Consider the following 26,366-nt stretch of genomic DNA (forward strand, 5'->3'; position numbering starts at 1 on the left):
GCATAGGGCGCAAGCACCCTCCGGTAGGGTGCCTGACTAATAAGGAAGTGCATGAACAAGCTCATGGTCGCCATAGCAGTACTGGCACTGGCAGGCTGCACCACCAGCGCCAAGACCCATGCGGTGCGTGGTGTCAGCGGGATAGAGATCGATTGTTCCGGCCTGGGCTCGGGTTGGGAGAAATGCCGCAAGCGCGCCGACAAGGAATGCAAAGCGGCAGGCTACAAGGTTATTGCAAGGTCGGATGACGCCAAGGACGAGGATGAATACCCATTCGGTTTTAATCCCGCAGGCTACCTGACACGCACCATGCTGGTGATTTGCAGGTGACAGAACAAGCGGCCCGCCAGCTTGAGACGCCCGCAAATAGGGCGACTCAAAGCCGGTAACGATATGTCAAATCTTGGACTGTTCAAATGGCTCCGAGCGTGCTAAAACCTTTGAAGCGCTGATCTAGCTGCTTGAAAAAGAAGGGAAAAATATGACGAAGTCGGAGTTGATCGAACGAATTGTCACCCATCAAGGGCTGCTCTCATCCAAGGATGTAGAGCTGGCCATCAAGACCATGCTTGAACAAATGTCCCAATGCCTGGCCACCGGGGATCGAATCGAGATCCGAGGTTTTGGCAGCTTCTCATTGCACTACCGCGCACCGCGGGTAGGGCGCAATCCCAAGACCGGGCAGTCGGTTAGCCTGGATGGCAAGTTCGTTCCGCATTTCAAGCCGGGGAAGGAGCTGCGGGATCGGGTGAATGAAGATGAGGAGGAGGGGGTTTGACAGCCTTTGATTTTCAAGGAGTTGCTGATGCGTAACTTGAAGCGCGTGGTGCTGGCAGTATTTGTCCTGTTGCTGGTTCTTGCGACTCTCGCATTCGTGCTCGAGAACCAGCAATCGGTTTCCTTGCTGTTCCTTGGTTGGTCAGGACCTCAGCTACCTGTTTCACTGGCGATGCTTTGCGCCCTACTGATGGGCATGTTGATCGGGCCATTCCTGGGTTGGTTCATCAAGCGCAAATCCGTACGGTCCAAATATCCCGGTTGAGCATGGCCGGTGTCGAAAAATGTGTTTTCCTTTAGCCGCTGCTTGTCTACATCCATTAGTAAAAAAGTCATTAAGCTGTAAAATGCTTCGCTTGTCCGAAAGCGGCTGGTTCCGAGGTCGGGCAGACTGACTCTGCAAGTAGCCTCGGTTCATTGCCGGCTTTTGCATTAATGGATTAGACAGTGCTCGGTTGGCGGCCCTGTCAGTAACTCAAGGGTATGTTTTCGCGTGAAAATTCTCGTAACCGGCGGCGCCGGATTCATTGGTTCGGCGGTGATCCGTCATATCATCTCCAAGACTTCCGACTCTGTCGTGAACGTCGATAAGCTCACTTATGCCGGTAACCTTGAGTCTTTGGCAGGGGTCAGCCAAGACGCCCGGTATGCATTCGAGCGCGTTGATATTTGTGACCGTGACCAGGTCGATAGGGTTTTGCGCGAACACCAGCCGGACGCGATCATGCACCTGGCCGCAGAGTCTCATGTCGATCGTTCCATCTCCGGTCCGTCTGAATTCATCCAGACCAATATCATCGGCACATACACCTTGCTGGAAGCCGCACGGCATTACTGGCTGGCGCTAGAAGATACGCGTAAAGCCAGTTTCCGTTTTCATCATATTTCAACTGATGAAGTATATGGAGACCTGGAAGGTCCCGAAGATCTTTTCACCGAAACGACACCCTACCAGCCGAGCTCGCCGTACTCCGCCAGCAAGGCCAGTTCCGATCACCTGGTCCGTGCTTGGGCGCGCACATACGGTCTGCCAACACTGGTGACCAATTGCTCGAACAACTACGGCCCGTGCCACTTTCCCGAGAAATTGATCCCGCTGATCATCCTCAATGCGCTGGAAGGAAAGCCTCTCCCTGTTTACGGTAAAGGCAATCAGGTACGTGACTGGCTTTACGTCGAGGATCATGCCCGTGCACTTTATAAAGTCGTCACCGAAGGCGTAATTGGCGAGACGTATAACATCGGCGGACATAACGAAAAGCAAAACATCGAAGTGGTGCACACTTTGTGCGCATTGCTCGATGAACTGCGTCCAGACTCCGCACATCGTCCGCATGCCAGCCTGATCACCTACGTTCAGGACCGTCCTGGGCATGACCAGCGCTACGCTATCGATGCCAGCAAAATCCAGCGGGAGCTGGGCTGGACGCCGGAAGAGACCTTCGAAACCGGCATTCGCAAGACGGTTGAATGGTATCTGGGTAATGCGGAGTGGGTAGAGCACGTTAAAAGCGGAAGCTACCAGCAGTGGATCGACCAGAACTACTCGGATCGCTCGGGCAAAGCATGAAAATCCTCCTGTTGGGCAAAAACGGTCAAGTCGGATGGGAGCTCCAACGTTCCCTCGCTCCACTGGGTGAGCTGATCGCACTGGATCGTCAAACACATGATGGCTTGTCGGGCGACCTTTCTGATCTCGACGCATTGCGCGCGACGATTCGTCAGGTCAAGCCTGACATCATCGTCAACGCCGCCGCGTACACCGCCGTGGACAAGGCAGAGTCGGAAACGGAATTGGCAGACACGGTTAACGGTCTGGCAACTAAGGTCATGGCAGAAGAAGCTGCAGCGATGAGTGCCTGGCTGATTCACTACTCCACCGATTACGTCTTCAACGGGGAGGGTTCTACGCCTTGGCAGGAAACTGATGCCGTCGCCCCCGTAAATCATTACGGCTCCAGCAAGTTGGCGGGAGAGCAAGCGGTCATTGAATCCGGATGCAAGCATCTGATATTCCGCACCAGTTGGGTATACGGTGCTCGTGGAAGCAACTTTGCCAAGACCATGCTTCGACTGGCTAAAGATCGCGAAACATTAAATGTCATCGCTGACCAGATAGGGGCGCCCACGGGCGCCGATCTGATTGCAGATGTGACGGCGTTAGCGATCCAGCAAGTTGTGCTGCGCCCAGAACTGTCAGGTCTATACCACTTGGCAGCAAGCGGTGAGGTTTCATGGCATGGCTACGCAACTTACGTGATCGAATTCGCCAAGGCCAACGCCGAACAGCTCGCTGTCAAAGCTGTAGATCCCATAAATACTACTGAGTACCCAACGCCTGCACGCCGTCCTTTGAATTCGAGACTGAATACTCGGAAGCTGCGTGACAATTTTTCTTTGCACTTGCCGGATTGGCAAAGTGGCGTATCCCGAATGCTTATGGAAGTTTTGAACAAATGACTACAACAAATCGTAAAGGAATCATTCTCGCAGGCGGCTCAGGCACTCGGCTCCACCCACTTACGTTGGGTGTTTCGAAGCAAATGCTACCGATTTACGATAAGCCGATGATTTTCTATCCTTTGTCGGTACTAATGCTCGCGGGTATGCGTGAAATTCTGATCATCTCGACTCCTGAAGATCTTCCATGTTTCAAAAAACTTCTGGGTGACGGCAGTCTTTACGGTATCAAACTCACCTATGCAGAGCAGCCTAGCCCTGATGGCCTGGCACAAGCTTTCATCATCGGTGAAGAGTTCATTGGTAAGGATCCTTGCTGCCTGATTCTGGGAGATAATATTTTCTACGGTCAGCACTTTTCCGACAACTTGCGCTCAGCCGCCTCCCAGCAACATGGCGCGACGGTGTTCGGCTACCATGTTTCCGATCCGGAACGCTTTGGTGTTGTCGAGTTTGATAAGTCTGGTCGCGCTTTAAGCATCGAAGAGAAGCCGCTTAAGCCAAAATCCAGCTACGCAGTCACTGGTTTGTACTTCTACGATAACGAAGTCGTGGAAATTGCAAAGAGCATTCAACCTTCTGAGCGTGGTGAGCTGGAAATCACCGATGTAAATCGTGCCTATCTTACGAAAAACGCCCTGAATGTTGAAATGCTGGGCCGGGGCTTTGCTTGGTTGGATACAGGGACACACGACTCCCTGCTTGAGGCAAGCCACTTCGTGCATACAATTGAGCAACGGCAGGGCCTGAAAGTCGCTTGCCTCGAAGAAATCGCTTACAACAGCGGTTGGATCACGGCCAACCAGTTGGCCGCTCAAGCAGCGGCATTGAAGAAAACGGGCTATGGTCAGTATCTGCAGAAATTGCTGGATAATCCTTCCCATTGAATCGAGAGACTTGATGTCTGAGCGGTTATCCAAGTCGCTAAGCACCTACGTATGCAGTAATCCATCCCTGTGACAAGGTTCCCTGGGATAGATTACTGCACCGGTAGATGATGGTGATGTCTTGGAGAAGAAAAGTTCAGGATATGTATTGCCTGTATCGATGCTGATCTGCGGGAAGCAACAGAACCTGCTACTGATCTCAAATCATCAAGTTTTACCGATTTTTGGAGGATGCCAGTGCGCGACTTCCATTGTTCGATTCTCGCCCGCAAGGAATCTGATGGCAGTGCGTCAGATGGGGGAGGCAGAAGCTGATAAATGGATGCTGAAGAGGATGACATTTGCATCCAATCCACCGAAATATTGAAAAGGTTAAACCTGATATGGCGAACAACCCGGCAAACACGCAGGGCATGAATGAGATCAACCTGTATGAACTGGTTGTGGCGTTGTGGGCTCAAAAATTTTTGATCGTGGGCGTTGCCTTGATCGTAACACTGGCAGCTGCAACGTATGCATTCGTCAGTAAGCCTGTCTATGAGGCCCGCGTTTATCTCCAGCCGCCTACCTTGAACGGAATTGCCGATTTTAACTACGGGCGGACCAGAGACTCAGAACTGACACCTTTTACGATCAAAGATGTCTATGACGTGTTCACACGTTGCCTGCAGAGCGAAACATTGCGTCGCGCCTTTTTTAAGGACACTTACCTGCCTTCACTCTCAGAGTCCGAGCGCGGTGGTTCGCAAGATGTACTGTATTCCAAATTCTTGAGAGAGCTGACTATCGGTTTTCCTACCAAGGAGCAGCCAGATCGCTATTCAATCGCCGCAGAGGGTGAGGACGCCGCCCAAGTCACTGAGTGGGTGAAAACATTTGCAGCCAGGGCGGGTAGTGCTGCCGAGAACGAAATGATAAGAAACACTACGCGCGAAGCGGAGGTCCGGGCCCGGAACCTCGGTCAGCAGATCAGCACCATTCAGGAGACCGAGAGCCGAATCCGCCAGGACTCTATTACGCGATTGCGAGAAGCGCTTACGATTGCCGAGGCAATTGGTCTGCAAAACCCACCCATTATCTCTAGCAACCTGTCTGCTGAGGTGTCTGCGGCAATGGATGGACAGTTGACTTACATGCGTGGTAGCAAAGCGCTCAAAGCTGAAATCGAAAACCTGGAAAATCGTAAGTCTGATGACCCCTTCATCGAAAAGCTGAGAGCGTTGCAGATCAAGCAAAGTTTTTATCAAGATCTGCAGGTTAGTCCAGAGACCGTTTCTGTTTACCGGCAAGATGGTCCTATCGAACAACCAGACCGCCCCATCAAGCCAAAGAAAGGCCTGATCATTCTTCTGGGACTGCTGCTGGGCACGGTACTAGGCGTCATGGTTGCATTGATTCGTTATTTGGTACTGACCAAAAAGGGTGCCTAGTTTTGTCATAGCTTCACGCAATTATCCAACTCTTAGAGAAGATACTGAAGAGGTCCCGGTATCGCGTGAGAATGTTTGGCCGGCGAGGCGGGCCTGTTAGATTGGCAGGGATCTGACAAAATAAGGTTTACCGCCGACTCGGCGGTGATCCGGAGGAATGCAATCCACGCCGGGACTCTGGAGTCGTTCGGAGGCCGCATGATTTCATTACGTGAGCTATTAGAATGTCTCTTAGAAAGAATACATTGTGGAACTTGATAGGCAGCGGAGCCCCATTTTTGTTGGGGGCTGTGACGATACCCTTCTTGCTGAACAGCGCGGGTGTTGAGATATTCGGAATTTTAACTCTTGTCTGGGTTTTGATAGGCTATTTTAGCTTGTTTGATTTCGGTCTCGGTCGTGCGTTAACTCAAACCGTTGCTAAAAAACTCGCCGGTGGGACGAACGAAGAAGTTTCAAGAATTATAAATCTCGGTCTTGTCATGGTTTTGGCGGCTGGAGTTTTTGGCGGGGTACTGCTTGCGTGTACAGCATTTCCCTTAGGGATGCGATGGTTGAGTGTCAGCCCTGAGTTACAGCATGATGTTGTCATATCTCTCTTGATAGCCTCTGTGGGCATACCTTTGACTACACTGACGTCCGGTCTAAGGGGGGTGCTGGAAGCCTATGAAGAGTTTGGCAACGTCAATCTTTTGAGAGTGTTGCTTGGGTTGGCAAATTTTGGCATGCCGGCTATCACAGTGCTGATTTGGGGGCCGATGTTAGAATGGATGGTAGCGAGTCTGGTCTTGTCTAGATTTATCGTTTTCTTGGCACACGCCTACTTGGTTCGTCAGAAAACAAAATTCTATTGGATCAAACCGAAATCCCATCCTGAAGAGGTGAGGGGGTTGCTGACGTTCGGTTCTTGGATGACCTTGTCGAATCTCATCAGCCCTTTAATGGTAACTGCGGACAGATTTGTTATTTCATCTGTTGTGGGCGCCAGTTTGGTGGCTTATTACACTGTGCCATTTGAAGTTTTGATCAGGTTTTTAATACTTCCAGCGGCGTTAACTGCTGCGCTGTTTCCCAAGTTGTCGGCGCTGATTGCGGTAGATATCGCGGCTGCGGAAAGGCTTTTCAAAAAATCTGCATTGCTCATCGCGGTTGTGATGTTGGTTATATGTTCTGTTGCATCCGTAGGGTCACTGTGGGGAATGACGCTGTGGCTGGGGCAGGATTTTGCCGAGCACTCCTGGCGTCTCGCATCAATATTGGCTGTCGGGATTCTGTTCAATTCCATCGCACAAGTTCCTCATGCCGCCGCGCAAGCGGCAGGAAATGTGAAGGGCACGGCACTCGTGCATTTGGCAGAATTTTTTATATATTTCCCCTGCCTATTTATCTTTGTGCATAATTTCGGCCTGATTGGAGCGGTTGTGGTCTGGGTGATGAGGGCATTCATTGATATGTCTTTAATGTTTGTGCTAGCGCGCAATGTGTTTTCAGGGAACAAGAAGGGGGCCATATGCGCCGCGAAGTAGCCATAGGGATAGTTGTATACAACGCTGGTGAAAATCTGCTGGGTCGGCTGAAGATGGCCGTGGAGGCAGGTCACAGCGTATATATATTCGACAATTCACCTTCTAATGATTCTGTAAAGCAGCTAGCCAAGAATCAAGAAGGTATCGAGTATTTTACATGTGGCAATAATGTCGGTCTGGGGTATGGCATTTCTACAGTTTGTGCTCAGGCGGAGGCAGATAATTTCCAAGCATTGATGTTTTTCGATCAGGATACGGGATTCAGCAAAGAAACTTTGGATTTCGTAGAGCAATTTTATTCAGATAAAAAACATCTTGTTTCGGAATACAGCGCCTTCTTATTCAACGCCAAAAATGTCGACAAAGACGCTACGAATGACGGACTGAGAGATGTTCTTTTGGCCATCAATAGCGGAAGCCTTTATTTTTTAAAGAACCTTAAAAAATTGGGATGGCATGACCATAGCTATTTTGTTGATGGTGTTGATTATAAGTTTTGCCTTGATTCCTCCAAGAACAACATGAAGATCGGGGAGTGCTCATACACGCCAGGTTTTGATCATGTCACGGAGCAAGAAGACAGTATTTACTCATTCCTAGGAAAAGAATATCAGTTCAGGCCATATTCGTTCAAGCGTATCGTGGATACTTCTGTTTCCAGCGTCAGGTTGATTACATACTCGCTGCTGAATGGTGAGTGGAAATTTTTGAAGGTTTTCGTTCGGTTGTTTTCTATTTACCTCGTTACTCAAGTTTATGTGCGGGTTGCCAATTTCTGGAGGCGTAATAAAAATGTCTAATTCAGACAGCGTAGAAAATACAGGTTACAAAGTTTTCACCGTCTGTAATTTGGCTTATTTGCCGAAAGCTTTGGTGTTGGCTGAGTCGCTCGCGGCTTTCAATCACCCGAAGCTGAAGATCTTTATATTTGATAAGAAAATTGAAGGCGATCTGCCGCATGATTTGGCAGATTTTGAATGGGTTGAGGATCTTGGTTTAGAAAACTTCAGTCATTACGCATTTAAATATGATATTACCGAATTTAGTACTAGCCTGAAACCCTGGTTAGCGCTAAGGCTGCTGGAGTCAGCGCAGAAAGTAATATTTTTGGATCCTGATACGTGCTTGTTTAACTCGCTTGATCCTATTCTGAATCTTCTTGATGAAGAAGAGATAATTCTTACGCCGCATTATGTAACTCCTCATCCGGAAGGTGATGTGGGTATGATGCGTTTTGGCTCGTTTAACTTGGGGTTTTTTGCAGTTAATAGTTCGTCGGAGAGTGTCAGATTCCTGAATTGGTGGAACGAGCGCTGTCTTGATCTTTGTTATTTTGAAACTCAATTTGGATTATCAACTGATCAAAAGTGGGTGAGTATTGCTCCGTGTTTTTTTCCGAAGCTGCATATCTCTTTTGATCTTGGTTTTAATGTGGCCTTCTGGAATGCGCATGAGCGCGTAGTTTCCGTAAATCCGCAGGGCGGGTATTTGATTAATAACGAATACCGTCTGATTTTTTTCCACTTCAGCTCCTTTGACGAAAAAAATCCAGATTTATTGAGCAAGCGCGAATTTGCCGACAGAGAGACTGGGCGAACTGACTATTCTGAACTGGCCCATCGCTACAATAAGTCATTGCAGCGTTTGAAAATTCCGATTTCGAAAACCAGATATGGTTTTGACTATATGTCTAATGGCGATTATGTATCGCCAACTTTGCGACGTGCATATGCGAGTGTTTTGAATGATCTGCCTCGTGGTCATGATCCGTTTGATTCGAATGGACCTGTAGCAGCATTTGCAAAGAAGAACTATTTGATCAGCGACAAGTCGGGGTACCAACCGACTGGTTTTGGTGATATTGAAAGTAACAAAAGCAAGTTTTTGATAGTTAACAAGCTAATGAAAATGGCGCTTTACGCTTTAGGGCCAAACCGATTCATGAATTTTTCCCGCCTGCTTGTATATCTTTCGAGCTTCAGGCTGAATCGGGATATGTGGAAACTGTAACTGCAGGTGGCTTTCAGTAGTGAGGGTTGGTTAAGTAGCGCCGGCTTTTAAGACTGTTAAGTAAGGCTGAACGCGCCTGAGGGGGGAAGCCCCCTCTTTAAGCTCAGTCCTACAGTTTTTTATATCTGAATCGCGCGGATCTGACATTGAATATTCAAACTGAAATTTCCAAGGCACCGAAGCTGGGCATTTTATCAATTTATTTGCTGTGGATTGCCTGTCTGTTTGATCCGATAGGCCAGATTTATCACATCAAGTTTGCGGCGATAGCTCTTGTCTATGTTGTTCTTGGATTAACAGTTGTCCTGGAAAGCGCGAGAATGCGCTTGGATGCATTTTATATTTTTGCATTTGTTTTATTTGTACTTTATCTACCCGCCTATGGCTTGTTAATGGCAGTCTTGCGAGGGGGTGTATCTGGCGTATTCATAGATACATCTTACATCTCAGCTGCTGTTTATATGGTTTGTTCACTGTTGTATCTAGCGCCAGGTTATCTATGGTGGGCCTATCGCGCACTCGTGGTATCGCTGCGGCTTTTATGTGCTGTAATTCTAGTTAGCTTCCTATTTATTGCTACAGGTACGTTCACTGACTTCGTCTACTTTTTTGTTGCTAATGGTGTGGCTTACGTTGGTGAGAGAGAATACGCAGGTGTAGCGTTCTACTATATATATTTTATAGCATCGCCAATGCTAATTTTTCTACTTTGTCATGAAACATGGAAGATGTTGGACAGGCCTTCTCTCAAAGCTGCTGTGTTTCTAATGCTTCCTGTATTTGCATTATTTCTGTCAGGTACCCGTGCGAGCATAATTTTATCTCTGTGCGCTCCTGTTTTTGTATGGATGTGGCACCGGTTTGGACGAGGTGCCATCGCGTTGATATTGTTATCGATCATCTTGGCTTTTATCGCTTTAGTGTTTATCGATGTACCTATCGTAAATGAGATGTTTGGAGCCGGGGAACAGAGTAATGCGACGAAGATAGGATATCTGGGAAGTTATGGCGAAATTTTCGCCAGTCCTCAGGTGGTATTGTTCGGTCAGGGATTCAACGCACATGTGTGGTCACCGGTTCTACAGAACATGTTGCCAGAGGGGGCTAGTAAGACAGAGCTAACGTACGTAGAGCTCCTTCGAGTATTTGGTTTGTTCGGGACCGCGATGCTGGTTTTCCTGCTTGCATTTCTGTCGCTCAGCGGAAAGGTAGCGAAGTCTGGGTATCCATGGATTGCCCCTTCGATATTTCTATATTCTGCGATATCAGCGATTAATCCATACATATTTTCCTCAAATGGGATGCTTTTGATTGGTTTCGCGACTGCGGCCATTGCATTTGCGCCGTCTGTAACCACGCTGGATTCATTGCCTGGTGAGAGTGATAATGGAACGCTTGCCTCTGATGGGCTATGATTATGCCGGCAAATATTGACTTTATAAGGGCTTGGTGATGTTCGAAAATAAAACGCTGCTTATCACTGGAGGTACGGGTTCCTTTGGGAATGCCGTTCTGAAAAGATTTCTTTCTACAGATATCAATGAAATTCGGATCTTTAGTCGGGATGAGAAAAAGCAAGATGATATGCGCAAGCGCTATGCCAGTCCGAAACTGAAATTTTATATAGGCGATGTTCGTGATTACCAAAGCGTTTTAAACGCTACTCGCGGGGTGGACTATATTTTCCATGCCGCAGCACTGAAGCAAGTGCCTTCCTGCGAGTTCCACCCGATGGAAGCTGTTAAAACCAACGTGATCGGCACTGATAATGTGCTTGAAGCTTCGATTCAGAACGAAGTCAAGCGTGTAGTGTGCTTAAGCACAGATAAGGCCGTGTATCCAATTAACGCAATGGGTATTTCGAAAGCGATGATGGAAAAAGTCATGGTCGCAAAATCTCGAAATGTCGATGAAACCAAGACTGTCATATGCGGCACGCGTTATGGAAATGTAATGGCCTCGCGCGGTTCGGTTATTCCGTTGTTTATTGACCAGATAAGAGCAAGCCAAGCGTTGTCCATTACCGATCCAAATATGACACGCTTTATGATGACGTTGGCCGATGCGGTAGATCTTGTATTATATGCGTTTGAACATGGTAATAATGGCGATCTCTTCGTCCAGAAGGCGCCAGCTGCCACAGTAGAGACTCTCGCGCTTGCGTTGACTTCAATGTTAGGACAGCCCGAGCATCCTATTCAGATAATAGGTACCAGGCATGGTGAGAAGCTGTACGAAGCTCTATTAAGCCGCGAAGAAATGGCCTGTGCGGAAGACATGGGTGAATATTTTAGAGTGCCACCTGATTTGCGTGATTTGAACTACAGCAAATTCGTAGAGCAAGGCGAAGAAAAAATTTCCACGATGGAAGATTATAATTCGCACAACACCGAGCGCTTGGACGTTGAAGGTATGAAGAAACTGTTGTTGAAACTCGATTTCATGCGTGCCATCCAGCGCGGCGAACATGCAGTGCCTGAGGAATAAAGAATGAGAGTCTTGATTACCGGTGCGAATGGATTTGTAGGCAAAAACCTTATTGCTCACTTACAGGAGCGCAAAGACGTTGAGGTGCTCCGATTTTGCCGAGAAGACAATGTAGCCAGTCTGGACTCGCTCGTATCTGAAGTGGATTTCATTTTCCATTTGGCCGGTGTCAATCGCCCCGAGCATGTTGAAGAATTCAAGGTCGGCAACGCCGATCTGACTCAGGCGCTATGCTCAGCACTAAAGTCCAGTGGTCGTAAGGTCTCTGTTCTATATACTTCATCAATCCAAGCTGAGTTTGGCAACCCGTACGGTGACAGTAAGCGTGAGGCTGAAGAAGCGTTGCTCAATCTGTCGGCCACTTCTGGCAATCACGTGCATCTGTTCAGGTTGCCGAATGTATTTGGTAAATGGGCTCGGCCTAATTATAATTCTGCTGTAGCAACGTTTTGTCATAATGTCGCGCATAACTTGCCAGTTGTTATCAACAATGCTGATGCGACAATTTCCCTTGTCTATATCGATGATGTCATTAAAAAGTTCATTTCCGTGATGGATGGGGCGGAGTCCGCTAGTCCATTTTTGCAGGTTGAGCCTAATTACAGTATCACAGTCGGCGATCTTTCATCACAAATCCACGCTTTCAAAAATAGCAGGGAGTCGATGATAACCGAGCGCGTCGGTACTGGTCTGGTCCGCGCTCTATATTCGACGTACCTCAGCTATCTGCCACCCGAATCTTTTACTTACCAAGTTCCTAAGCATGGAGACGCTCGCGGAGTATTCGTGGAGATGCTCAAAACCAAGGATTCTGGTCAGTTCTCATACTTTACTGCGCATCCGGGTATAACCCGCGGCGGCCATTACCATCACACAAAAACCGAAAAATTTCTTGTTATCACCGGTAAGGCTTGCTTCCGATTTCGCCATATAGCTTCGGCTGAGTTTTATGAATTGTACACTGATGGCGAAACACCAGAAATTGTAGAAACCGTACCTGGCTGGAGTCATGACATTACCAATGTTGGCGAAACCGAAATGATCGTGATGCTGTGGGCTAACGAGATCTTTGATCGTGAGTTTCCGGACACCTACACAATGCCAGTGGGCACCGAAGCCTGATCGAATTAGGAATTTATCACAATGAAAAAGTTGAAGATTGTTACTGTTGTTGGCACCCGTCCAGAAATCATTCGCTTGTCGCGTGTTATCTCAGCGCTGGATAAGTACTGTGATCACGTTCTAGTGCACACAGGTCAGAACTACGATTACGAATTGAATGAGATTTTTTTCCAAGACCTTGGGATCCGTAAACCCGATCATTTCCTAAACGCAGCAGGCAGCAGCGGTGCTGAAACCATCGGGAATGTGATCATTGCTGTGGATCGAGTGCTTGCCGCTGTTCAGCCAGAGGCGTTGTTGGTGTTAGGTGATACCAATAGTTGCATGGCTGTCATCCCTGCCAAGCGACGTAAAATTCCAACTTTTCATATGGAAGCCGGCAATCGTTGTTTCGATATGCGGGTGCCTGAAGAAATCAATCGGCGAATCGTAGATCATACGGCTGACATTAATCTTACTTATAGCACTATCGCTCGCGATTACTTGCTAAAAGAAGGTCTGTCTCCTGATATGGTGATTAAGACCGGTAGTCCAATGTTTGAAGTGCTGAATTATTATCGCGATGGCATAGAATCTTCTGACGTGTTGGCACGTTTGGGCCTTGAACGCGGTAAGTTTTTTGTAGTTAGCGCGCACCGTGAAGAAAATATCGATTCTGATAAAAATCTTCTGAAGCTCGTCGATGTTCTAAATACCGTGGCGGTGACATTTGGTTATCCCGTCATTGTTTCGACTCATCCGCGCACTCAAAAGCGAGTTGATGCGATGGGTATCGTGTTCCACGACAACGTAAAATTGCTTAAGCCATTGGGCTTCAAAGATTACAACAAGCTGCAGTTGGAATCCAAGGCGGTACTTTCTGATAGCGGTACAATCAGCGAAGAGTCTTCGATACTTAATTTCCCGGCATTGAATATCCGTGAGGCCCACGAGCGTCCAGAAGGCATGGAGGAAGCTGCAGTGATGATGGTCGGGCTTGAAGTTGAACGGGTGTTGCAAGGGTTGATGGTATTGGATGCACAAGCCTCTGGGGTGGAGCGAACGTTGCGCTTGGTTGAAGACTACAGCATGCCCAATGTGTCTGAAAAAGTAGCCCGGATCGTACATAGTTATACTGACTATGTGAATCGCATCGTCTGGAAACGTTACTAATTCGAGTTGTGATCATGCCTGAGAAGAAACTGAGAATCCTGGTAGTAACGCAATATTTTTGGCCAGAAAATATGCGTATAAACGACTTGGTTCGCGATTTTACCGACAAAGGGCATTCGGTCTCCGTGCTCACGGGGCTGCCTAATTATCCTGAAGGGACCGTATTTGCTGAGTTTCAGGCGGCGCCTGAGCGTTTCGGGGATTACCATGGTGCCGAAATTGTCAGGGTGCCAATGTTGCCGCGGGGTAAACGCAGTATCAGTTTGGCACTGAATTATCTCAGTTTCTTCACCAGCGCATCAGTTGTCGGGGCGTGGAAATTGCGGGGTAAAGAGTTCGATGCAATTTTCGTGTATGCGGTATCTCCGATCATGGCAGCCATACCCGCGATAGTAATTGGCCGACTGAAGAAAGCTCCGGTGTTCGTTTGGGTCCTGGACCTCTGGCCTGAGACGCTCAGGGCTGTCGGCGTGTTGAAAAAGCCTGCATTGCTGGCAATGGTTGGTAAAATGGTTTCATGGATTTATAACCGTACTGATTATTTGCTACTGCAGTCCCATGGGTTTTTTGAAAATGTACAGAGATACTGTACAAGAAATATTGCTTCCGAGCGTCTAGTCTATTTTCCGAGTTGGGCCGAAGACGATTTTTCCGCAGTGGACAATCGAACTACCTCCTTGCTTTCACGTGATGAAACAGCATTCACTGTCGTGTTCGCGGGCAATCTGGGTGAAGCGCAAGATCTTCCTGCTGTGCTAGACGCAGCCGAATCCTTAGTTAACAAGGTTTCTGTGCGTTGGGTAATTGTCGGCGATGGGCGTATGAGTGAGTGGCTAAGTCAACAGGTCCATTCCAGAGGGCTTGGAAACGTTTTGCTGCTAGGTCGACATCCTCTCGAGGAAATGCCGGCTCTATTTGCGTGTGCGGATGCTTTGCTCGTCTCACTCAAAACCAATGACGTATTCGAAAAGACCATTCCCGGAAAGGTGCAGGCTTATCTTGCCTCAGGCAGGCCGTTGCTAGGCATGATCAATGGTGAGGCGGCACGAGTGATTGGGGAGTCGGGCGCCGGTCTGACATGCTCTTCCGGCGATTCGAACGGTCTGGCGGAAATAACGTTGGCTCTTGCCCAATCAGACGCGAGTCAATTAAGGGCAATGGGTGAATCAGGGCGTCAGTATTACTTGGATAACTATTCAAAGAATCGACTTTTAACCCAACTGGAAGATCTTTTTAGAACTGCCACTTTAAGAAAGGCCAGCCAATGATGCAACACTCAATCTTATTGACCGGGGCGTCTGGTTTCGTAGGCGGTGCTATTCTTAAACGTTTAATCAACGAAAAGACGCATAGTGTTTCTGCCGTTGTCCGAAAAGAATCGCAGCTCAACGTACAGGACGTACCTACACTGCGAATTGGCTCGTTTGATGGCGACACTGCGTGGACAGGAGATCTCACAAAGTTTGATGTGATTATTCACTCCGCGGCGCGAGTTCACGTCATGAATGATGTCGAATCGGATCCATTGGCTGCGTTTCGTAAAGTGAATGTCGCTGGTACGTTGAATCTCGCTCGTCAGGCGGCTGCCGCTGGTGTTCGACGATTTATCTTTATCAGTTCAATCAAGGTCAATGGCGAAGGAACGAAACCAGGTGGTTTCTACACCGGCGACGATGCTCCTGCTCCTGCCGATCCGTATGGCATTTCAAAAATGGAGGCAGAGCAGGGCCTGCGCCAACTGTCGACGGAAACCGGAATAGAAGTGGTGATTGTCCGCCCTGTTCTCGTCTACGGACCAGGCGTCAAAGCGAACTTTTTAAGTATGATGCACTGGTTGGATAAGGGAATCCCCTTACCTTTTGGCGCGATACATAATAGCCGTAGCCTCGTCGCGCTGGATAACCTGGTCGATCTCGTCGTGACCTGCATTGATCATCCTTCTGCCGCCAATCAGACGTTTCTTGTCAGCGATGGAGAGGATTTATCTACGACCCAATTGTTGACCAGAATGGCCAAGGCACTTAACAAGCCAGCGCGACTGATTCCAGTTCCCAGTTGGATGCTTGAAGGAGGCGCAGCGATGCTGGGCAAGAGAGCACTTTCCCAGCGTCTCTGTGGATCTTTGCAGGTAGATATTACAAAGACTCGTAATCTTCTGGGCTGGACCCCACCAGTGAGCGTCGATGAAGCATTGGCGGCAACCGCATTAAATTTTAGGGACAATCAACAACAATGATTTACTTGTGGCTAGTACCTGCTATCGCCTTGCTTTCCTTGTCGCTGACTGCAGCCTTACGTCGTTATGCGCTAAGTCGCAGCATTATCGATATCCCTAATGCCCGGAGTTCGCATTCAATCCCAACGCCTCGTGGTGGGGGAGTGGCGATCGTCATCGCTTTCCTCATATCGCTGCCTGTTCTTGGTTATGTGGGACTGGTTGAATGGTCTCCGCTGATTGCTGTAGGCGGCGCGGGTATTTTGGTCGCTGTGATAGGATTTATGGATGACCATGGTCACATAGCTGCCAGATGGCGGTTACTGGGCCATTTTGGCGCTGGGATATGGGCACTGCTGTGGATGGGAGGGTTTCCTCCCATAGTTATCTTCGGAATGAGCATGGAGCTTCGTTGGTTTGGGTATGTGCTGGCTGCCATCTACCTGGTCTGGCTTTTGAATCTTTACAATTTCATGGACGGAATTGATGGGATTGCCAGCATTGAAGCTTTGTGTGTTTGCCTTGGCGCATGTTTCCTGTATTGGCTCAACGGTACTCCGGCGCTGATATGGGCACCGCTGGTATTGGCCATGGCGGTTTTGGGGTTCCTCTACTGGAACTTTCCCCCCGCACGCATTTTCATGGGGGATGCCGGTAGTGGGTTCCTTGGCATTGCGTTGGGAGTGCTGTCGATTCAGGCCGCCTGGGAGTCGTCCGCTTTGTTTTGGTCATGGTTGATTCTTCTCGGCGTATTCATAGTCGACGCTACGTTCACGCTATTGCGCCGCTTGATACGAGGTGACAAGGTCTATGAAGCTCATCGCAGTCACGCTTACCAGTTTGCATCGCGGCGGTTTGGCAGGCATTTGCCAGTGACTATCGCTGTGGGTGCAATAAATTTGTTCTGGTTACTACCTATTGCCTTATGCGTGACTTACTGGGGGCTGGACGGCGCCTGCGGCCTTGTGATGGCCTACATTCCATTGATCATTATCGCTGTGAAATTCCATGCAGGGGCGCTTGAGAGCTCGGTCTCTTCCTCTGCCAGTTAAGCTATGCGAATTGATTTAACGAGTGTTGTAGTTGTCCGAATGGGTACAATGATTGCGTCATATCCAGTTTAGGAGCGGGACAAGGTGTTTGAAGCGTTTATGGAGAGGGTACGGGCTCTGTTGCTGGGGCTGCCACGCCGCCAAAAGCGACTGATACAGGTTTCGGCCGACGTCGTCCTGGTTTGGGCTGCCCTCTGGTTGGCGTTTGTGGTCCGACTTGGTATCGATGAAATGGTAAATCCGTTTCTCGCGCACACCTGGCTCTTCCTCATCGCTCCGGTGGTGGCGATACCCTTGTTCATCCGCTTTGGGATGTATCGGGCGGTGATGCGCTATTTCGGCAACGATGCACTGATCGCTATCATCAAGGCTGTAAGCCTGTCGTCGCTGATCCTAGGCGTCATCGTTTACTGGTACAGCAACCATCAGAATATCGTGCCTCGTTCAATCATCTTCAACTACTGGTGGTTGAGTCTTATCATGATTGGCGGATTACGTCTTGCGATGCGCCAATACTTCTTGGGAGACTGGTTTACGGCAGTGCAGCACGTGCCTTTTGCCAGCAGAGATGACGGTCTTCCAAGAGTGGCAATTTACGGGGCGGGCGCTGCAGGAAATCAGCTTGTTGCGGCTCTACGCATGGGCCGGGCGATGCGTCCGGTAGCATTCATTGATGACGATAACAGCATTGCCGATCGAATCATCTCGGGCCTGCACGTGTACAAGCCCAAGCACATTCAGAGAATGATCGATGTTACAGGTGCGCAGGAGGTCCTTCTTGCGATCCCGTCATCTAACAGGGGCCGTCGTCGTGAAATCCTGACCTTCCTCGAAGGCTTTCCACTGCACGTTCGAAGTGTACCGGGCTTCATGGATCTGGCCAGTGGCAGGGTCAAGGTCGATGACATACAGGAAGTGGATATTGCTGACTTGCTCGGTCGTGACTCCGTACCCGCGCAGGGAGAGTTGCTTGAGCATTGCATCAAAAGTCAGTCTGTTCTGGTTACCGGAGCGGGTGGTTCAATTGGATCGGAACTCTGCAGGCAGATTTTGGCTTTAAGGCCAACAACGCTTTTACTTCTTGATCATAGTGAGTTTAATCTCTATAGCATTTTGTCGGAGCTAGAGCAGCGCGTTACACGGGAATCGCTACCGGTTCGACTGTTACCAATCCTTGGTTCCGTACGCAATCCAGAAAAATTACTGGACGTAATGAAAACCTGGCACGTTGATACGGTTTATCATGCCGCGGCCTACAAACATGTGCCAATGGTGGAGCACAACATCGCCGAAGGCGTTCTTAATAATGTGATCGGTACACTCAACACCGCTCAGGCTGCTCTTCAGGCCGGGGTTGCTAACTTCGTTTTGATCTCTACGGACAAAGCTGTGCGGCCCACCAATGTGATGGGTAGCACCAAGCGTCTCGCGGAACTGACGCTGCAAGCGCTCAGTCGCGAGGTGGCCCCAGTACTTTTTGGTGATACTGGTAATGTGTCGCGGGTCAATAAAACCCGATTTACCATGGTCCGCTTTGGTAATGTTCTGGGATCTTCAGGTTCAGTGATTCCGTTGTTTCACAAACAGATCAAGTCAGGCGGGCCACTGACTGTTACTCACCCGAAAATCACCCGTTATTTCATGACCATTCCCGAAGCGGCGCAGCTTGTAATTCAGGCGGGGTCAATGGGGCAGGGTGGCGACGTTTTTGTGCTCGACATGGGTGAACCCGTGAGAATTGTAGAGCTGGCAGAAAAGATGATTCATCTATCTGGCTTGAGTGTCCGTTCCGAGAAGAACATTAATGGCGATATCTCCATCGAATTCACTGGATTGCGCCCGGGTGAGAAGCTCTATGAAGAGTTATTGATTGGTGACAACGTTGTTTCTACTCAGCACCCTATGATCATGAGTGCCAATGAAGATCATCTACCGTGGGAAGTGCTCAAAACCAAGTTGACAGAATTGCTCTTGGCAGTTGAGCACGACGACTACACGCGAGTCCGGCAGTTGCTGCGCGACACCGTCAGCGGATACGCTCCTGATGGAGAAATTGTGGACTGGATCTACCAGCAACGCCGACTCGAGCCGTGACCTGTTAAAGGTTGCAACAAGGTCGTTTAGCAATAAGCGCGGCACTGTACGATGTTTCAAGCAGCTTCCTGGAAGCTGCTTTTTCTGAGACTTGAACTATTATCTCACAACGTCAGGGCCGCACTGCTTAGGGAAAAAGATCCGCTTCCTGCAGGGTTTTACCTGCTTGGTCCTTAGCCGACAGTTGTGGGGTTTCATTGAGCTGCCAATCGATTGCCAGAGTCGGATCATTCCAACGAATGCAGCGCTCGGCGGAGGGGGTGTAATAATCAGTAGTTTTGTAAAGAAACTCGGCGAAGTCGCTCAGGACAATGAAGCCATGTGCGAAGCCTTCCGGAACCCAAAGCTGACGGTGATTTTCAGCCGATAGTCGAACGGCTACCCACTTTCCGAAATGCGGTGAGCTACGCCGAATATCCACCGCCACATCAAGAACCTCTCCAACTGTCACACGCACCAGCTTGCCCTGAGTGTTCTCAAGCTGATAGTGCAAGCCGCGAAGCACACCTTTTTGCGAGCGGGAATGATTGTCCTGAACAAATTTAGTGTTTAGACCAGTCGCCTCTTCGAAAGCCTTGGCGTTGAAGCTTTCATAAAAGAAGCCGCGCTCGTCACCAAACACCTTGGGTTCGATAATCAGAACACCGGGTAAGTCAGTGGTGACTACATTCATTGGTTTTCTCCAGATTTAGTGAAAAGTAAGAGACTTCGGTCCGTACTGACCAAAATGTACATATTAGAGCAAAGCCTGCGCCAGGTAATCGTATATGTGAACTCACCGACATACGCGATTGCCTATTTTCAGCTGGATCTACCAGTGACGCCACTTCGAACCCCGATTGTTTAGTTGAGGTGCCGGTGGTGCGGGCGTGTTGGGTGATTCCGGCGCCGCCAGCGTGGTAGAGACAGGAACCGTCAAACTCTGAGTAGCTTGTGGATTTTTCTGTGTTCGATTTGTCACCGCGATTATCGCCGACTAAGCATCCCTCAATGCGCTACAGGCGTATGTGAAGAATGTCGGTCGTCCGTAGTCTGGTCAGACGGCACGATAACCTGTTCACGCATAATCGATTTGGAACGTGCCCATGCTTTCAGCAGAGGCTCTTCCAGGTAGCGCCAGGAAACGTCGGCGATAGGTATGGCCACGATGATGCCAACCACAAGCAATTGCTTGGAGTCGAATCCGTTCGAATACATTAGAGCTGCAATAGGATAGTGGTACAGATAAAGTCCGTACGATATTTTTCCGAAGTACCGCATTGGGCTATTATCGAAAATATTGTTATAGATTGAGTCGTAGTTGATCGTGAAATACAAAATCGCAATCATCGTCATGACCGATACTACTGTTTTTGGTGGCAGTGTCGTGTATGGCTGGGCATAATGGAATACGAAGGCCACCATCACAAGAATAGCCGGGCAAAAAATCAGGAGGCCGGAGAATCGGTTCTTGAAAAGCCCAACAATGAATTTGTAATCTTTTATAAGTGGAATTAGCGACCCAAGAAGAATTCCATCGAACTGCAAAAATCTGTCGCCAGCCATCCGCAGAATCCAGATTGTGATGATAGCCGCGCAGATTAAAACTGCCAGTAGCGATTTTGTCTTAATTCCACATTTCGCAAGCGTTAGCAAAATAATTGGCCATGCGATATAGAACTGCCACTCTACCGCCAAGGTCCACGTATGCTGGAGGAAAGGGATAGGGTGCAAATCTTGTGCTAAGTAAATATTCGCCATGAAAATCATGCTGAGCATGCTCGTCATGTCGGCTGTTTCATTTGCTGGATAGCTGTATTTTCCAAAGCAGTAGTAAATCGCCAAGTAAAGTACGCACACGGCGAGAAATGCAGGGATCAATCGGACGATGCGATTGAGATAGAACTTGACGATATTTATGGTATTTGTTCTTTTGATCTCATTAAAAATTTGGGAAGAGATTAAAAAACCGCTCATTGTGAAAAATATATCGACGCCGATGTCGCCACTCAAAGGGATACCAAGCGTGTGATAAACAAATACTACTAAAACTGCGAATCCACGCAGCCCGTCAATTGGTGTTATTCGTGACTTTTTGGCAGTATCATTCATCAGTTAACATACCTTCCATTTTTTTCAGAATGAGTTGTCAAAACCTCCTACCTTAATTCATCGCGAATGATGCCATCTTATGGATGCATTGAGAAGCGGAGCGTCCGGCTACGGAACGGCATACGCATGGAAGTCAAAAGAATGTCAATGATGGCGCTCCTCAGTCTGTCGGGTCGGATTGAAGTCGCTGATCGATCGTCAGTATCTTATTGGAGTCATCAACGCGCTGTCTTGGTGGTGAGGGGAGATTTCATTGTTGTTTAGAGAGATATATTTTTCCACTTATGCGTCGGAACGCATCATGGCGAGCTCGCTGCTGAGGTAATTTGCAGCACGGCATCCGGGATCAGCTAAGCGCTTTAAATGTGGGGTGATTAAGGGTTAACAATTATCTCACATCCCGCAACAGACCCACTTTTGACAAGCTCCATACATCGCCTAAATTTGGAAGGCAGCTTCGGAGAAGCTGCTTTCCCAAATCGATGAAATGGAGCTTCAATTATGCGTACTGGCTATTTCCCCTCCCTGGTTTTTGCACTCCTCACCAGCCTCTCTCTCACCACCCATGCGGCCCCTGCGCCGAAAGCCGAGACTGGCGCGACCACCGCAACTCAGGAACTCGCCCCTCAGCCACAGGCCGTCAAGGTCGATCTCAACACCGCCGATGCAATCACTCTGCAGCGTGACCTAGTGGGTATAGGCGAAGCCAAGGCCCAAGAGATTGTTGCGTATCGTGATATGAACGGTCCATTCGCTACGGTGGACGAACTGCTCGAAGTCAAAGGAATTGGTAAGGCGATCCTGGATAAAAACCGCGAAAGGCTGGTGCTGAACTAAGCTTAACAGCGAGCTTGCAAGGCCGGTCATTGACCGGCCTTTTTGCATTCTGGCCATCGAGATTGTGCTCGCCTTTCGTCGACCCCTTGAAGATTATGACTATCATATTATCTTCAGATTATGCATATAATAAAATGGTCGCCAGTTAGCGAGCGTCATTCTCGGCCTTCCACCACTCTGAAATCCCCACAGGAGTACACCGATGACCTCCCCCCAATCTCAAGGAACAGCCCTCATCACCGGCGCCTCTTCCGGCATCGGTGCCATCTACGCCGAGCGCCTCGCCGCCCGTGGCTTCGACTTGCTGCTGGTAGCTCGCGACCAGGAACGGCTGGAAGCCGCGGCGACCAAACTGCGCGCAAGCCACGGTGTGCAGGTTGAAGTGCTGAAGGCAGACCTGACGCAAAAAGACGATGTGCTGAAGCTTGAACAACGCCTGCGCAGTGACTCCAGCATCAGCCTCCTGCTGAACAATGCCGGTGTCGCGGCGGATGGGCTGTTGGCCAATTCGGACCTGGATCAACTTGAGCGCCTGATTCAACTCAACATAACCGCCGTCACCCGGTTGGCTTCAGCAGCCGCAGCCGGTTTCGCCAAGGCGGGTCGTGGCACGATTATTAATATCGCCTCGGTCGTGGCGCTGTTTCCTGAGCGCTTCAACGCGACTTACAGCGCCAGCAAGGCATATGTGTTAAGTCTGACCCAGTCCTTGAATGCGGAACTGGATGGTACAGGCGTCAAAGTCCAGGCCGTTTTGCCGGGTGTAACCCGCACTGAGATCTGGGAGCGCTCCGGCATTGATGCATCGCAGATCCCGGCCGACATGGTGATGGAGGCGGGGGAGATGGTTGATGCTGCTCTGTCGGGTTTGGACCAGGGTGAGCTTGTCACCATTCCTTCGTTGCCCGACGCGGCCGATTGGGATGCCTTTGTAGCGGCGCGTCATGTGATGGCGCCGAATTTGTCCAAGAGTAAAGCTGCCACGCGTTACAAGTGAGGCGGCTTGAGGTGTTGCGGTATGAGTGATCGTCGAGTCGTTGTGACAGGTATGGGCCTGGTGTCGCCTTTGGGCACGGGTGTTGAAGCGGTATGGGCACGGCTGCTGGAGGGGCAGTCCGGGTTGCGCACGTTGCCGGACGCTGTGGTTGCCGATTTGCCGACTTCGGTCGGAGGCGTGGTGCCGTTGCTGGCTGATGATGCCGAGGCGGGGTTTGATCCGGATCGGGCGACGCCGCCCAAGGAACAGAAGAAGATGGACCGCTTTATCGTGTTTGCGATGGAAGCGGCGCGTCAGGCGCTGGAACAGGCCGGTTGGCAGGCGCTGGATGCCACTGCCCAGGAGCGCACGGCCACGATCATCGGCTCGGGCGTGGGTGGTTTCGGGGCGATTGCCGATGCGGTGCGTACCACGGACAGTCGTGGGCCGCGGCGTTTGTCGCCTTTCACCATTCCGTCGTTCCTGGTCAACCTTGCGGCCGGCCATGTGTCGATTCGGCACGGCTTCAAAGGCCCGTTGGGTGCTCCGGTGACGGCGTGTGCGGCCGGGGTGCAGGCGATTGGTGATGCAGCGCGGCTGATCCGCTGTGGTGAGGCGGATATTGCGGTGTGTGGTGGAGCGGAAGCCTCGATCGATCGCGTCAGTCTTGCCGGTTTTGCGGCGGCGCGGGCCTTGTCCAGCGGCTATAACGATACGCCCGAGCGCGCTTCGCGACCGTTCGACAGTGGCCGTGACGGATTTGTCATGGGCGAGGGCGCCGGCCTTCTGGTGATCGAATCCCTGGAACATGCCCTGGCCCGTGGTGCCAAGCCCTTGGCGGAACTGGTGGGTTACGGTACCAGCGCGGATGCTTATCACCTGACCGCCGGCCCTGAAGATGGCAGCGGTGCGCGCCGGGCAATGGCCTTGGCATTGGCGCAGGCGGGTATCACTCCGGATCAGGTGCAACACCTGAATGCCCATGCGACTTCAACGCCGGTCGGCGATCTCGGGGAGCTGGCGGCGATCAAATCGTTGTTCGGCACCGAGAACAAGATCGCGGTCACAGCGACCAAGTCGGCTACCGGGCATCTACTGGGTGCAGCGGGCGGGATCGAGGCGATTTTCACCTTGTTGGCGATTCGTGATCAGGTGGCGCCGGCCACGCTCAACTTCGACAACCCGGACCCGGCCACCGAAGGCGTGGACATTGTCCATGGCCAGGCGCGGCCGATGGCGATCGAGTACGCGCTGTCCAACGGCTTCGGCTTCGGCGGGGTCAATGCCAGCGTGCTGTTCAAGCGCTGGCAGGGCTAGTCCCGGGACTGCTTCAAGTGTTGGCGTGTGACGTCGAGGATCCGCTGGGCTAGCCCGGGGTTCTCGACGCTGCGTGATAACAGCAGTGCTCCTACCAGGGTCGACATGATGACAATGCTGCGGTCGTCGGCATGTTCGCCCTCCAGCGTGCCTTGCACTTGTTCAAGCCTTGCGTTGAGAACGGCATCGGTGGTCGGGCTCGGCTGCCCGCGCAAACCCAGTTCGGATGACATGGTCGGCAACGGGCAGCCCTGTTGGGGCGAGGTTTGATGCCACTCGGACAGGTAACTGTCGATGAAGGCGTCCAAGGGACGATCTTCGGCGAACAACATGGCGCACTGCGCGTCGAGTTCTTCGCCGGCCGCCTGCAGGGCCTTCTCCACCAGTTCGTCCTTGGACGAAAAGTGGGAATAGAAGCCGCCGTGGGTCAGGCCCAATGATTTCATCAGGGGTTGCAGGCCGGTCGCGCCAATACCGTCACGTCGGAAGCGTGCGGCAGCTTCCTTGATGATGCGTTGATGGGTTTGGGCTTTGTGATCCTGCGAATAACGCATCTGAAATCTCCACGGCAATACTTCATCTTAACCAAGGAAGCTTAGATGGTGACTGTCTTCTATTCCTAAAAAAGCACCCGGAAGCTTCAAAGCGCAACCTGGCATGAATAGTGTTTGCTCGCCTGCAGACTTTTATTAATCCGGGACCGCTGAGCCTTGGCGGTCTGCCTGAGCGAGGAGACGATCATGTTCAAAGATTACCCGGCGGCCTATCAGGTCAGCAAAGGCGCGGCTTTGCAGGTGGACACTGCGTTTTACAACCGAATTCGTGAGGCGCAGGACGCTCGCACGCTGATCGAGCAATTTGAGGTGCCGATTCGCACCGGGCGCGCATGGCATGTCCCGGCTGGGCATGTGTTTCGAGTTACCACACCGGTCGGGCCACAAGTGGGTGATTTTAACGTCTGGAATGCCAACGATCCCCGCGAACGCCTGTGGGCGGCCCGCACCCGGCAACTGCAAGGCGCGCATGTCAGTACCCATGACCGGCTGTGGTCGAACCTGCCCTTTTTGCGGCCATTGGTGACCATCACCGATGACAGCCTGGCCGCTTACGGCGTCGACGAACACGGTGGCCGCTTGCACGACCTGCTGGGCACGCGTTGCGATCCCTATGTGAACAAAATGCTCACGGGCGAGGACTTTCACCATCATTGCCATTCGAACTTGACCCGTGCCGTGTTACCCCATGGTCTGACCGAGTTTGACGTGCACGACGTATTGAACATTTTCCAATGCACGGGCCTCAATCATGACGACATGTACTTCATGAAAGCCTGTCCGGCGCAGAAGGGCGACTACCTGGAATTCTTTGCCGAGATTGATCTGCTGTGTGCGCTGTCGACCTGCCCGGGAGGGGATTTGTCTTTGCCGATGTGGGGGCCGGACGCGCAGGATCCGTTGAGCGTATGTCGTCCGCTTGGAGTGGAGATTTATCGGTTGGAAGATGAGTTGCTGGAAGGTTGGAGCCAGCCCGAGCGTGCTGCATACAACGGGATGCACGGCCTGCACATCGCCAAGGCAGACTGGGAAAAATAAAAAAGATCACAGCCCCGGTAGGAGCTGCCGAAGGCTGCGATCTTTTGATCTTAAGGTTTAGCGATCTTTCGCTTCCTTGGCGTCCATGTCCGCATTGCGTTCGGCGACGCGTTTACGTTGCTCGTCGGTGAGTTCGACCTTGTGGGCAGTGTCACGCAGCATCATCAGACCACCGACGATCGAGCCGATTGCAACAACCAGAATCAACCAGGCATACCAGGGCATAGGGCTCTCCTTGAGGGGCAGGCCGGCAGGCGGATTTCGCCGGCCGATCGTGCATACCACTTTGAGCGATTGTTCTTCGCAGTGGTTCCATTGTAGGCCTGTTATGCATTACGCAT

At 50.5% G+C, this 26,366-nt stretch carries 26 protein-coding genes; 22 read left to right on the top strand and 4 right to left on the bottom strand.

Annotated elements, in window-relative coordinates; genetic code table 11:
• Window positions 1-51: 51 nt before the first annotated feature.
• From HYI44_RS07890 to HYI44_RS07975, 18 genes are all read left to right on the top strand, one after another.
• Window positions 52-330 carry a hypothetical protein gene (locus HYI44_RS07890; protein ID WP_045060271.1) on the top strand — a complete coding sequence of 93 codons (279 nt, stop codon included), beginning with the start codon at window positions 52-54 and terminating at the stop codon, window positions 328-330.
• 151 nt (window positions 331-481) lie between these two features.
• On the top strand, window positions 482-778 hold the full coding sequence (gene ihfB, locus HYI44_RS07895) for an integration host factor subunit beta (protein ID WP_003218804.1): 297 nt from the start codon (window positions 482-484) through the stop codon (window positions 776-778).
• 27 nt (window positions 779-805) lie between these two features.
• Complete coding sequence (locus tag HYI44_RS07900) at window positions 806-1,042, top strand: lipopolysaccharide assembly protein LapA domain-containing protein (RefSeq protein ID WP_045060269.1); 237 nt, start codon at window positions 806-808, stop codon at window positions 1,040-1,042.
• Between the two features lie 228 nt (window positions 1,043-1,270).
• Window positions 1,271-2,347 carry a dTDP-glucose 4,6-dehydratase gene (rfbB, locus tag HYI44_RS07905; protein WP_225569109.1) on the top strand — a complete coding sequence of 359 codons (1,077 nt, stop codon included), beginning with the start codon at window positions 1,271-1,273 and terminating at the stop codon, window positions 2,345-2,347.
• The gene (rfbD, locus tag HYI44_RS07910; protein WP_225569110.1) at window positions 2,344-3,237 is read left to right on the top strand and encodes a dTDP-4-dehydrorhamnose reductase; all 894 of its coding nucleotides are present in this window, start codon (window positions 2,344-2,346) and stop codon (window positions 3,235-3,237) included. Before rfbB ends, rfbD begins: the two co-directional genes overlap by 4 nt.
• Window positions 3,234-4,124, top strand: coding sequence for a glucose-1-phosphate thymidylyltransferase RfbA (rfbA, locus tag HYI44_RS07915; protein ID WP_225569111.1), 891 nt, complete (start codon window positions 3,234-3,236; stop codon window positions 4,122-4,124). The genes rfbD and rfbA overlap by 4 nt, the downstream gene beginning before the upstream one ends.
• Window positions 4,125-4,507: 383 nt before the next feature.
• Window positions 4,508-5,554, top strand: coding sequence for an LPS O-antigen chain length determinant protein WzzB (locus HYI44_RS07920; RefSeq protein WP_225569112.1), 1,047 nt, complete (start codon window positions 4,508-4,510; stop codon window positions 5,552-5,554).
• A 224-nt stretch (window positions 5,555-5,778) separates the two neighbouring features.
• Window positions 5,779-7,080: a flippase gene (locus HYI44_RS07925; RefSeq protein WP_225569113.1), complete on the top strand. Its 1,302-nt coding sequence runs from the start codon at window positions 5,779-5,781 to the stop codon at window positions 7,078-7,080.
• Entirely contained in the window at window positions 7,065-7,880 is an 816-nt protein-coding gene (locus HYI44_RS07930; RefSeq protein WP_225569114.1) for a glycosyltransferase, read from the top strand. Before HYI44_RS07925 ends, HYI44_RS07930 begins: the two co-directional genes overlap by 16 nt.
• On the top strand, window positions 7,873-9,090 hold the full coding sequence (locus HYI44_RS07935) for a putative nucleotide-diphospho-sugar transferase (RefSeq protein ID WP_225569115.1): 1,218 nt from the start codon (window positions 7,873-7,875) through the stop codon (window positions 9,088-9,090). Before HYI44_RS07930 ends, HYI44_RS07935 begins: the two co-directional genes overlap by 8 nt.
• A gap of 146 nt (window positions 9,091-9,236) precedes the next feature.
• On the top strand, window positions 9,237-10,505 hold the full coding sequence (locus tag HYI44_RS07940; protein WP_225569116.1) for a hypothetical protein: 1,269 nt from the start codon (window positions 9,237-9,239) through the stop codon (window positions 10,503-10,505).
• Window positions 10,506-10,542: 37 nt separating this feature from the next.
• Complete coding sequence (locus HYI44_RS07945; RefSeq protein ID WP_045060273.1) at window positions 10,543-11,577, top strand: polysaccharide biosynthesis protein; 1,035 nt, start codon at window positions 10,543-10,545, stop codon at window positions 11,575-11,577.
• Between the two features lie 3 nt (window positions 11,578-11,580).
• Window positions 11,581-12,699: a UDP-2-acetamido-2,6-beta-L-arabino-hexul-4-ose reductase gene (gene wbjC / locus HYI44_RS07950; RefSeq protein ID WP_225569117.1), complete on the top strand. Its 1,119-nt coding sequence runs from the start codon at window positions 11,581-11,583 to the stop codon at window positions 12,697-12,699.
• Between the two features lie 21 nt (window positions 12,700-12,720).
• The gene (wecB, locus tag HYI44_RS07955) at window positions 12,721-13,851 is read left to right on the top strand and encodes a non-hydrolyzing UDP-N-acetylglucosamine 2-epimerase (RefSeq protein WP_225569118.1); all 1,131 of its coding nucleotides are present in this window, start codon (window positions 12,721-12,723) and stop codon (window positions 13,849-13,851) included.
• Window positions 13,852-13,865: 14 nt separating this feature from the next.
• Window positions 13,866-15,119: a glycosyltransferase family 4 protein gene (locus tag HYI44_RS07960; RefSeq protein ID WP_225569119.1), complete on the top strand. Its 1,254-nt coding sequence runs from the start codon at window positions 13,866-13,868 to the stop codon at window positions 15,117-15,119.
• Window positions 15,119-16,087 carry a UDP-glucose 4-epimerase family protein gene (locus HYI44_RS07965; RefSeq protein ID WP_225569120.1) on the top strand — a complete coding sequence of 323 codons (969 nt, stop codon included), beginning with the start codon at window positions 15,119-15,121 and terminating at the stop codon, window positions 16,085-16,087. Before HYI44_RS07960 ends, HYI44_RS07965 begins: the two co-directional genes overlap by 1 nt.
• The gene (locus HYI44_RS07970; protein ID WP_225569121.1) at window positions 16,084-17,118 is read left to right on the top strand and encodes an MraY family glycosyltransferase; all 1,035 of its coding nucleotides are present in this window, start codon (window positions 16,084-16,086) and stop codon (window positions 17,116-17,118) included. Before HYI44_RS07965 ends, HYI44_RS07970 begins: the two co-directional genes overlap by 4 nt.
• A 99-nt stretch (window positions 17,119-17,217) precedes the next feature.
• Window positions 17,218-19,212, top strand: a complete 1,995-nt coding sequence (locus HYI44_RS07975) for a polysaccharide biosynthesis protein (RefSeq protein WP_225569210.1) — start codon at window positions 17,218-17,220, stop codon at window positions 19,210-19,212.
• A 127-nt stretch (window positions 19,213-19,339) separates the two neighbouring features.
• On the opposite strand, the gene rfbC is transcribed toward HYI44_RS07975, so the two are convergent.
• Both rfbC and HYI44_RS07985 read right to left on the bottom strand, forming a co-directional pair.
• Window positions 19,340-19,885 (bottom strand): dTDP-4-dehydrorhamnose 3,5-epimerase, encoded by a 546-nt coding sequence (gene rfbC, locus HYI44_RS07980; RefSeq protein ID WP_225569122.1) that lies wholly within the window; start codon window positions 19,883-19,885, stop codon window positions 19,340-19,342.
• 314 nt (window positions 19,886-20,199) lie between these two features.
• Window positions 20,200-21,303, bottom strand: coding sequence for an acyltransferase family protein (locus HYI44_RS07985; protein WP_225569123.1), 1,104 nt, complete (start codon window positions 21,301-21,303; stop codon window positions 20,200-20,202).
• A gap of 501 nt (window positions 21,304-21,804) precedes the next feature.
• Between HYI44_RS07985 and HYI44_RS07990 the strand changes: the two genes are divergently transcribed.
• From HYI44_RS07990 to fabF, 3 genes are all read left to right on the top strand, one after another.
• A complete protein-coding gene (locus HYI44_RS07990; protein WP_225569124.1) occupies window positions 21,805-22,140 on the top strand; it encodes a ComEA family DNA-binding protein in 336 nt (111 codons plus the stop codon).
• Window positions 22,141-22,342: 202 nt separating this feature from the next.
• Window positions 22,343-23,137: an SDR family NAD(P)-dependent oxidoreductase gene (locus HYI44_RS07995; protein ID WP_225569125.1), complete on the top strand. Its 795-nt coding sequence runs from the start codon at window positions 22,343-22,345 to the stop codon at window positions 23,135-23,137.
• 21 nt (window positions 23,138-23,158) lie between these two features.
• Window positions 23,159-24,433: a beta-ketoacyl-ACP synthase II gene (gene fabF / locus HYI44_RS08000; RefSeq protein ID WP_225569126.1), complete on the top strand. Its 1,275-nt coding sequence runs from the start codon at window positions 23,159-23,161 to the stop codon at window positions 24,431-24,433.
• Here fabF and HYI44_RS08005 read toward each other — a convergent pair.
• Window positions 24,430-24,987: a TetR/AcrR family transcriptional regulator gene (locus HYI44_RS08005; protein WP_225569127.1), complete on the bottom strand. Its 558-nt coding sequence runs from the start codon at window positions 24,985-24,987 to the stop codon at window positions 24,430-24,432. The genes fabF and HYI44_RS08005 overlap by 4 nt on opposite strands.
• A gap of 186 nt (window positions 24,988-25,173) precedes the next feature.
• On the opposite strand from HYI44_RS08005, the gene HYI44_RS08010 reads away from it, so the two are divergent.
• The gene (locus tag HYI44_RS08010) at window positions 25,174-26,025 is read left to right on the top strand and encodes an urea carboxylase-associated family protein (RefSeq protein WP_122838046.1); all 852 of its coding nucleotides are present in this window, start codon (window positions 25,174-25,176) and stop codon (window positions 26,023-26,025) included.
• A gap of 57 nt (window positions 26,026-26,082) precedes the next feature.
• Here the strand turns inward: HYI44_RS08010 and HYI44_RS08015 are convergent, their stop codons facing one another.
• Complete coding sequence (locus HYI44_RS08015) at window positions 26,083-26,250, bottom strand: DUF2897 family protein (RefSeq protein WP_122838047.1); 168 nt, start codon at window positions 26,248-26,250, stop codon at window positions 26,083-26,085.
• Window positions 26,251-26,366: the final 116 nt, after the last annotated feature.

It is taken from the genome of Pseudomonas sp. Y24-6 (assembly GCF_020295325.1).
GTDB classification, from domain to species: Bacteria; Pseudomonadota; Gammaproteobacteria; order Pseudomonadales; family Pseudomonadaceae; genus Aquipseudomonas; species Aquipseudomonas gregormendelii.

Excerpts from the sequence above, each read along its gene's own strand:
- HYI44_RS07900 (WP_045060269.1), top strand. The coding sequence starts at position 806 with ATGCGTAACTTGAAGCGCGTGGTGCTGGCAGTATTTGTCCTGTTGCTG.
- HYI44_RS07960 (WP_225569119.1), top strand. The coding sequence starts at position 13,866 with ATGCCTGAGAAGAAACTGAGAATCCTGGTAGTAACGCAATATTTTTGG.
- HYI44_RS07935 (WP_225569115.1), top strand. The coding sequence starts at position 7,873 with ATGTCTAATTCAGACAGCGTAGAAAATACAGGTTACAAAGTTTTCACC.
- rfbD (WP_225569110.1), top strand. The coding sequence starts at position 2,344 with ATGAAAATCCTCCTGTTGGGCAAAAACGGTCAAGTCGGATGGGAGCTC.
- HYI44_RS07930 (WP_225569114.1), top strand. The coding sequence starts at position 7,065 with ATGCGCCGCGAAGTAGCCATAGGGATAGTTGTATACAACGCTGGTGAA.
- HYI44_RS07985 (WP_225569123.1), bottom strand. The coding sequence starts at position 21,303 with ATGAATGATACTGCCAAAAAGTCACGAATAACACCAATTGACGGGCTG.
- HYI44_RS08015 (WP_122838047.1), bottom strand. The coding sequence starts at position 26,250 with ATGCCCTGGTATGCCTGGTTGATTCTGGTTGTTGCAATCGGCTCGATC.
- HYI44_RS07890 (WP_045060271.1), top strand. The coding sequence starts at position 52 with ATGAACAAGCTCATGGTCGCCATAGCAGTACTGGCACTGGCAGGCTGC.
- wecB (WP_225569118.1), top strand. The coding sequence starts at position 12,721 with ATGAAAAAGTTGAAGATTGTTACTGTTGTTGGCACCCGTCCAGAAATC.
- HYI44_RS07975 (WP_225569210.1), top strand. The coding sequence starts at position 17,218 with ATGGAGAGGGTACGGGCTCTGTTGCTGGGGCTGCCACGCCGCCAAAAG.
- rfbA (WP_225569111.1), top strand. The coding sequence starts at position 3,234 with ATGACTACAACAAATCGTAAAGGAATCATTCTCGCAGGCGGCTCAGGC.
- HYI44_RS07945 (WP_045060273.1), top strand. The coding sequence starts at position 10,543 with ATGTTCGAAAATAAAACGCTGCTTATCACTGGAGGTACGGGTTCCTTT.
- HYI44_RS07990 (WP_225569124.1), top strand. The coding sequence starts at position 21,805 with ATGCGTACTGGCTATTTCCCCTCCCTGGTTTTTGCACTCCTCACCAGC.
- HYI44_RS08010 (WP_122838046.1), top strand. The coding sequence starts at position 25,174 with ATGTTCAAAGATTACCCGGCGGCCTATCAGGTCAGCAAAGGCGCGGCT.
- HYI44_RS07970 (WP_225569121.1), top strand. The coding sequence starts at position 16,084 with ATGATTTACTTGTGGCTAGTACCTGCTATCGCCTTGCTTTCCTTGTCG.
- wbjC (WP_225569117.1), top strand. The coding sequence starts at position 11,581 with ATGAGAGTCTTGATTACCGGTGCGAATGGATTTGTAGGCAAAAACCTT.
- HYI44_RS07965 (WP_225569120.1), top strand. The coding sequence starts at position 15,119 with ATGCAACACTCAATCTTATTGACCGGGGCGTCTGGTTTCGTAGGCGGT.
- HYI44_RS07925 (WP_225569113.1), top strand. The coding sequence starts at position 5,779 with ATGTCTCTTAGAAAGAATACATTGTGGAACTTGATAGGCAGCGGAGCC.
- rfbC (WP_225569122.1), bottom strand. The coding sequence starts at position 19,885 with ATGAATGTAGTCACCACTGACTTACCCGGTGTTCTGATTATCGAACCC.
- ihfB (WP_003218804.1), top strand. The coding sequence starts at position 482 with ATGACGAAGTCGGAGTTGATCGAACGAATTGTCACCCATCAAGGGCTG.
- fabF (WP_225569126.1), top strand. The coding sequence starts at position 23,159 with ATGAGTGATCGTCGAGTCGTTGTGACAGGTATGGGCCTGGTGTCGCCT.
- HYI44_RS07920 (WP_225569112.1), top strand. The coding sequence starts at position 4,508 with ATGGCGAACAACCCGGCAAACACGCAGGGCATGAATGAGATCAACCTG.
- HYI44_RS08005 (WP_225569127.1), bottom strand. The coding sequence starts at position 24,987 with ATGCGTTATTCGCAGGATCACAAAGCCCAAACCCATCAACGCATCATC.
- HYI44_RS07995 (WP_225569125.1), top strand. The coding sequence starts at position 22,343 with ATGACCTCCCCCCAATCTCAAGGAACAGCCCTCATCACCGGCGCCTCT.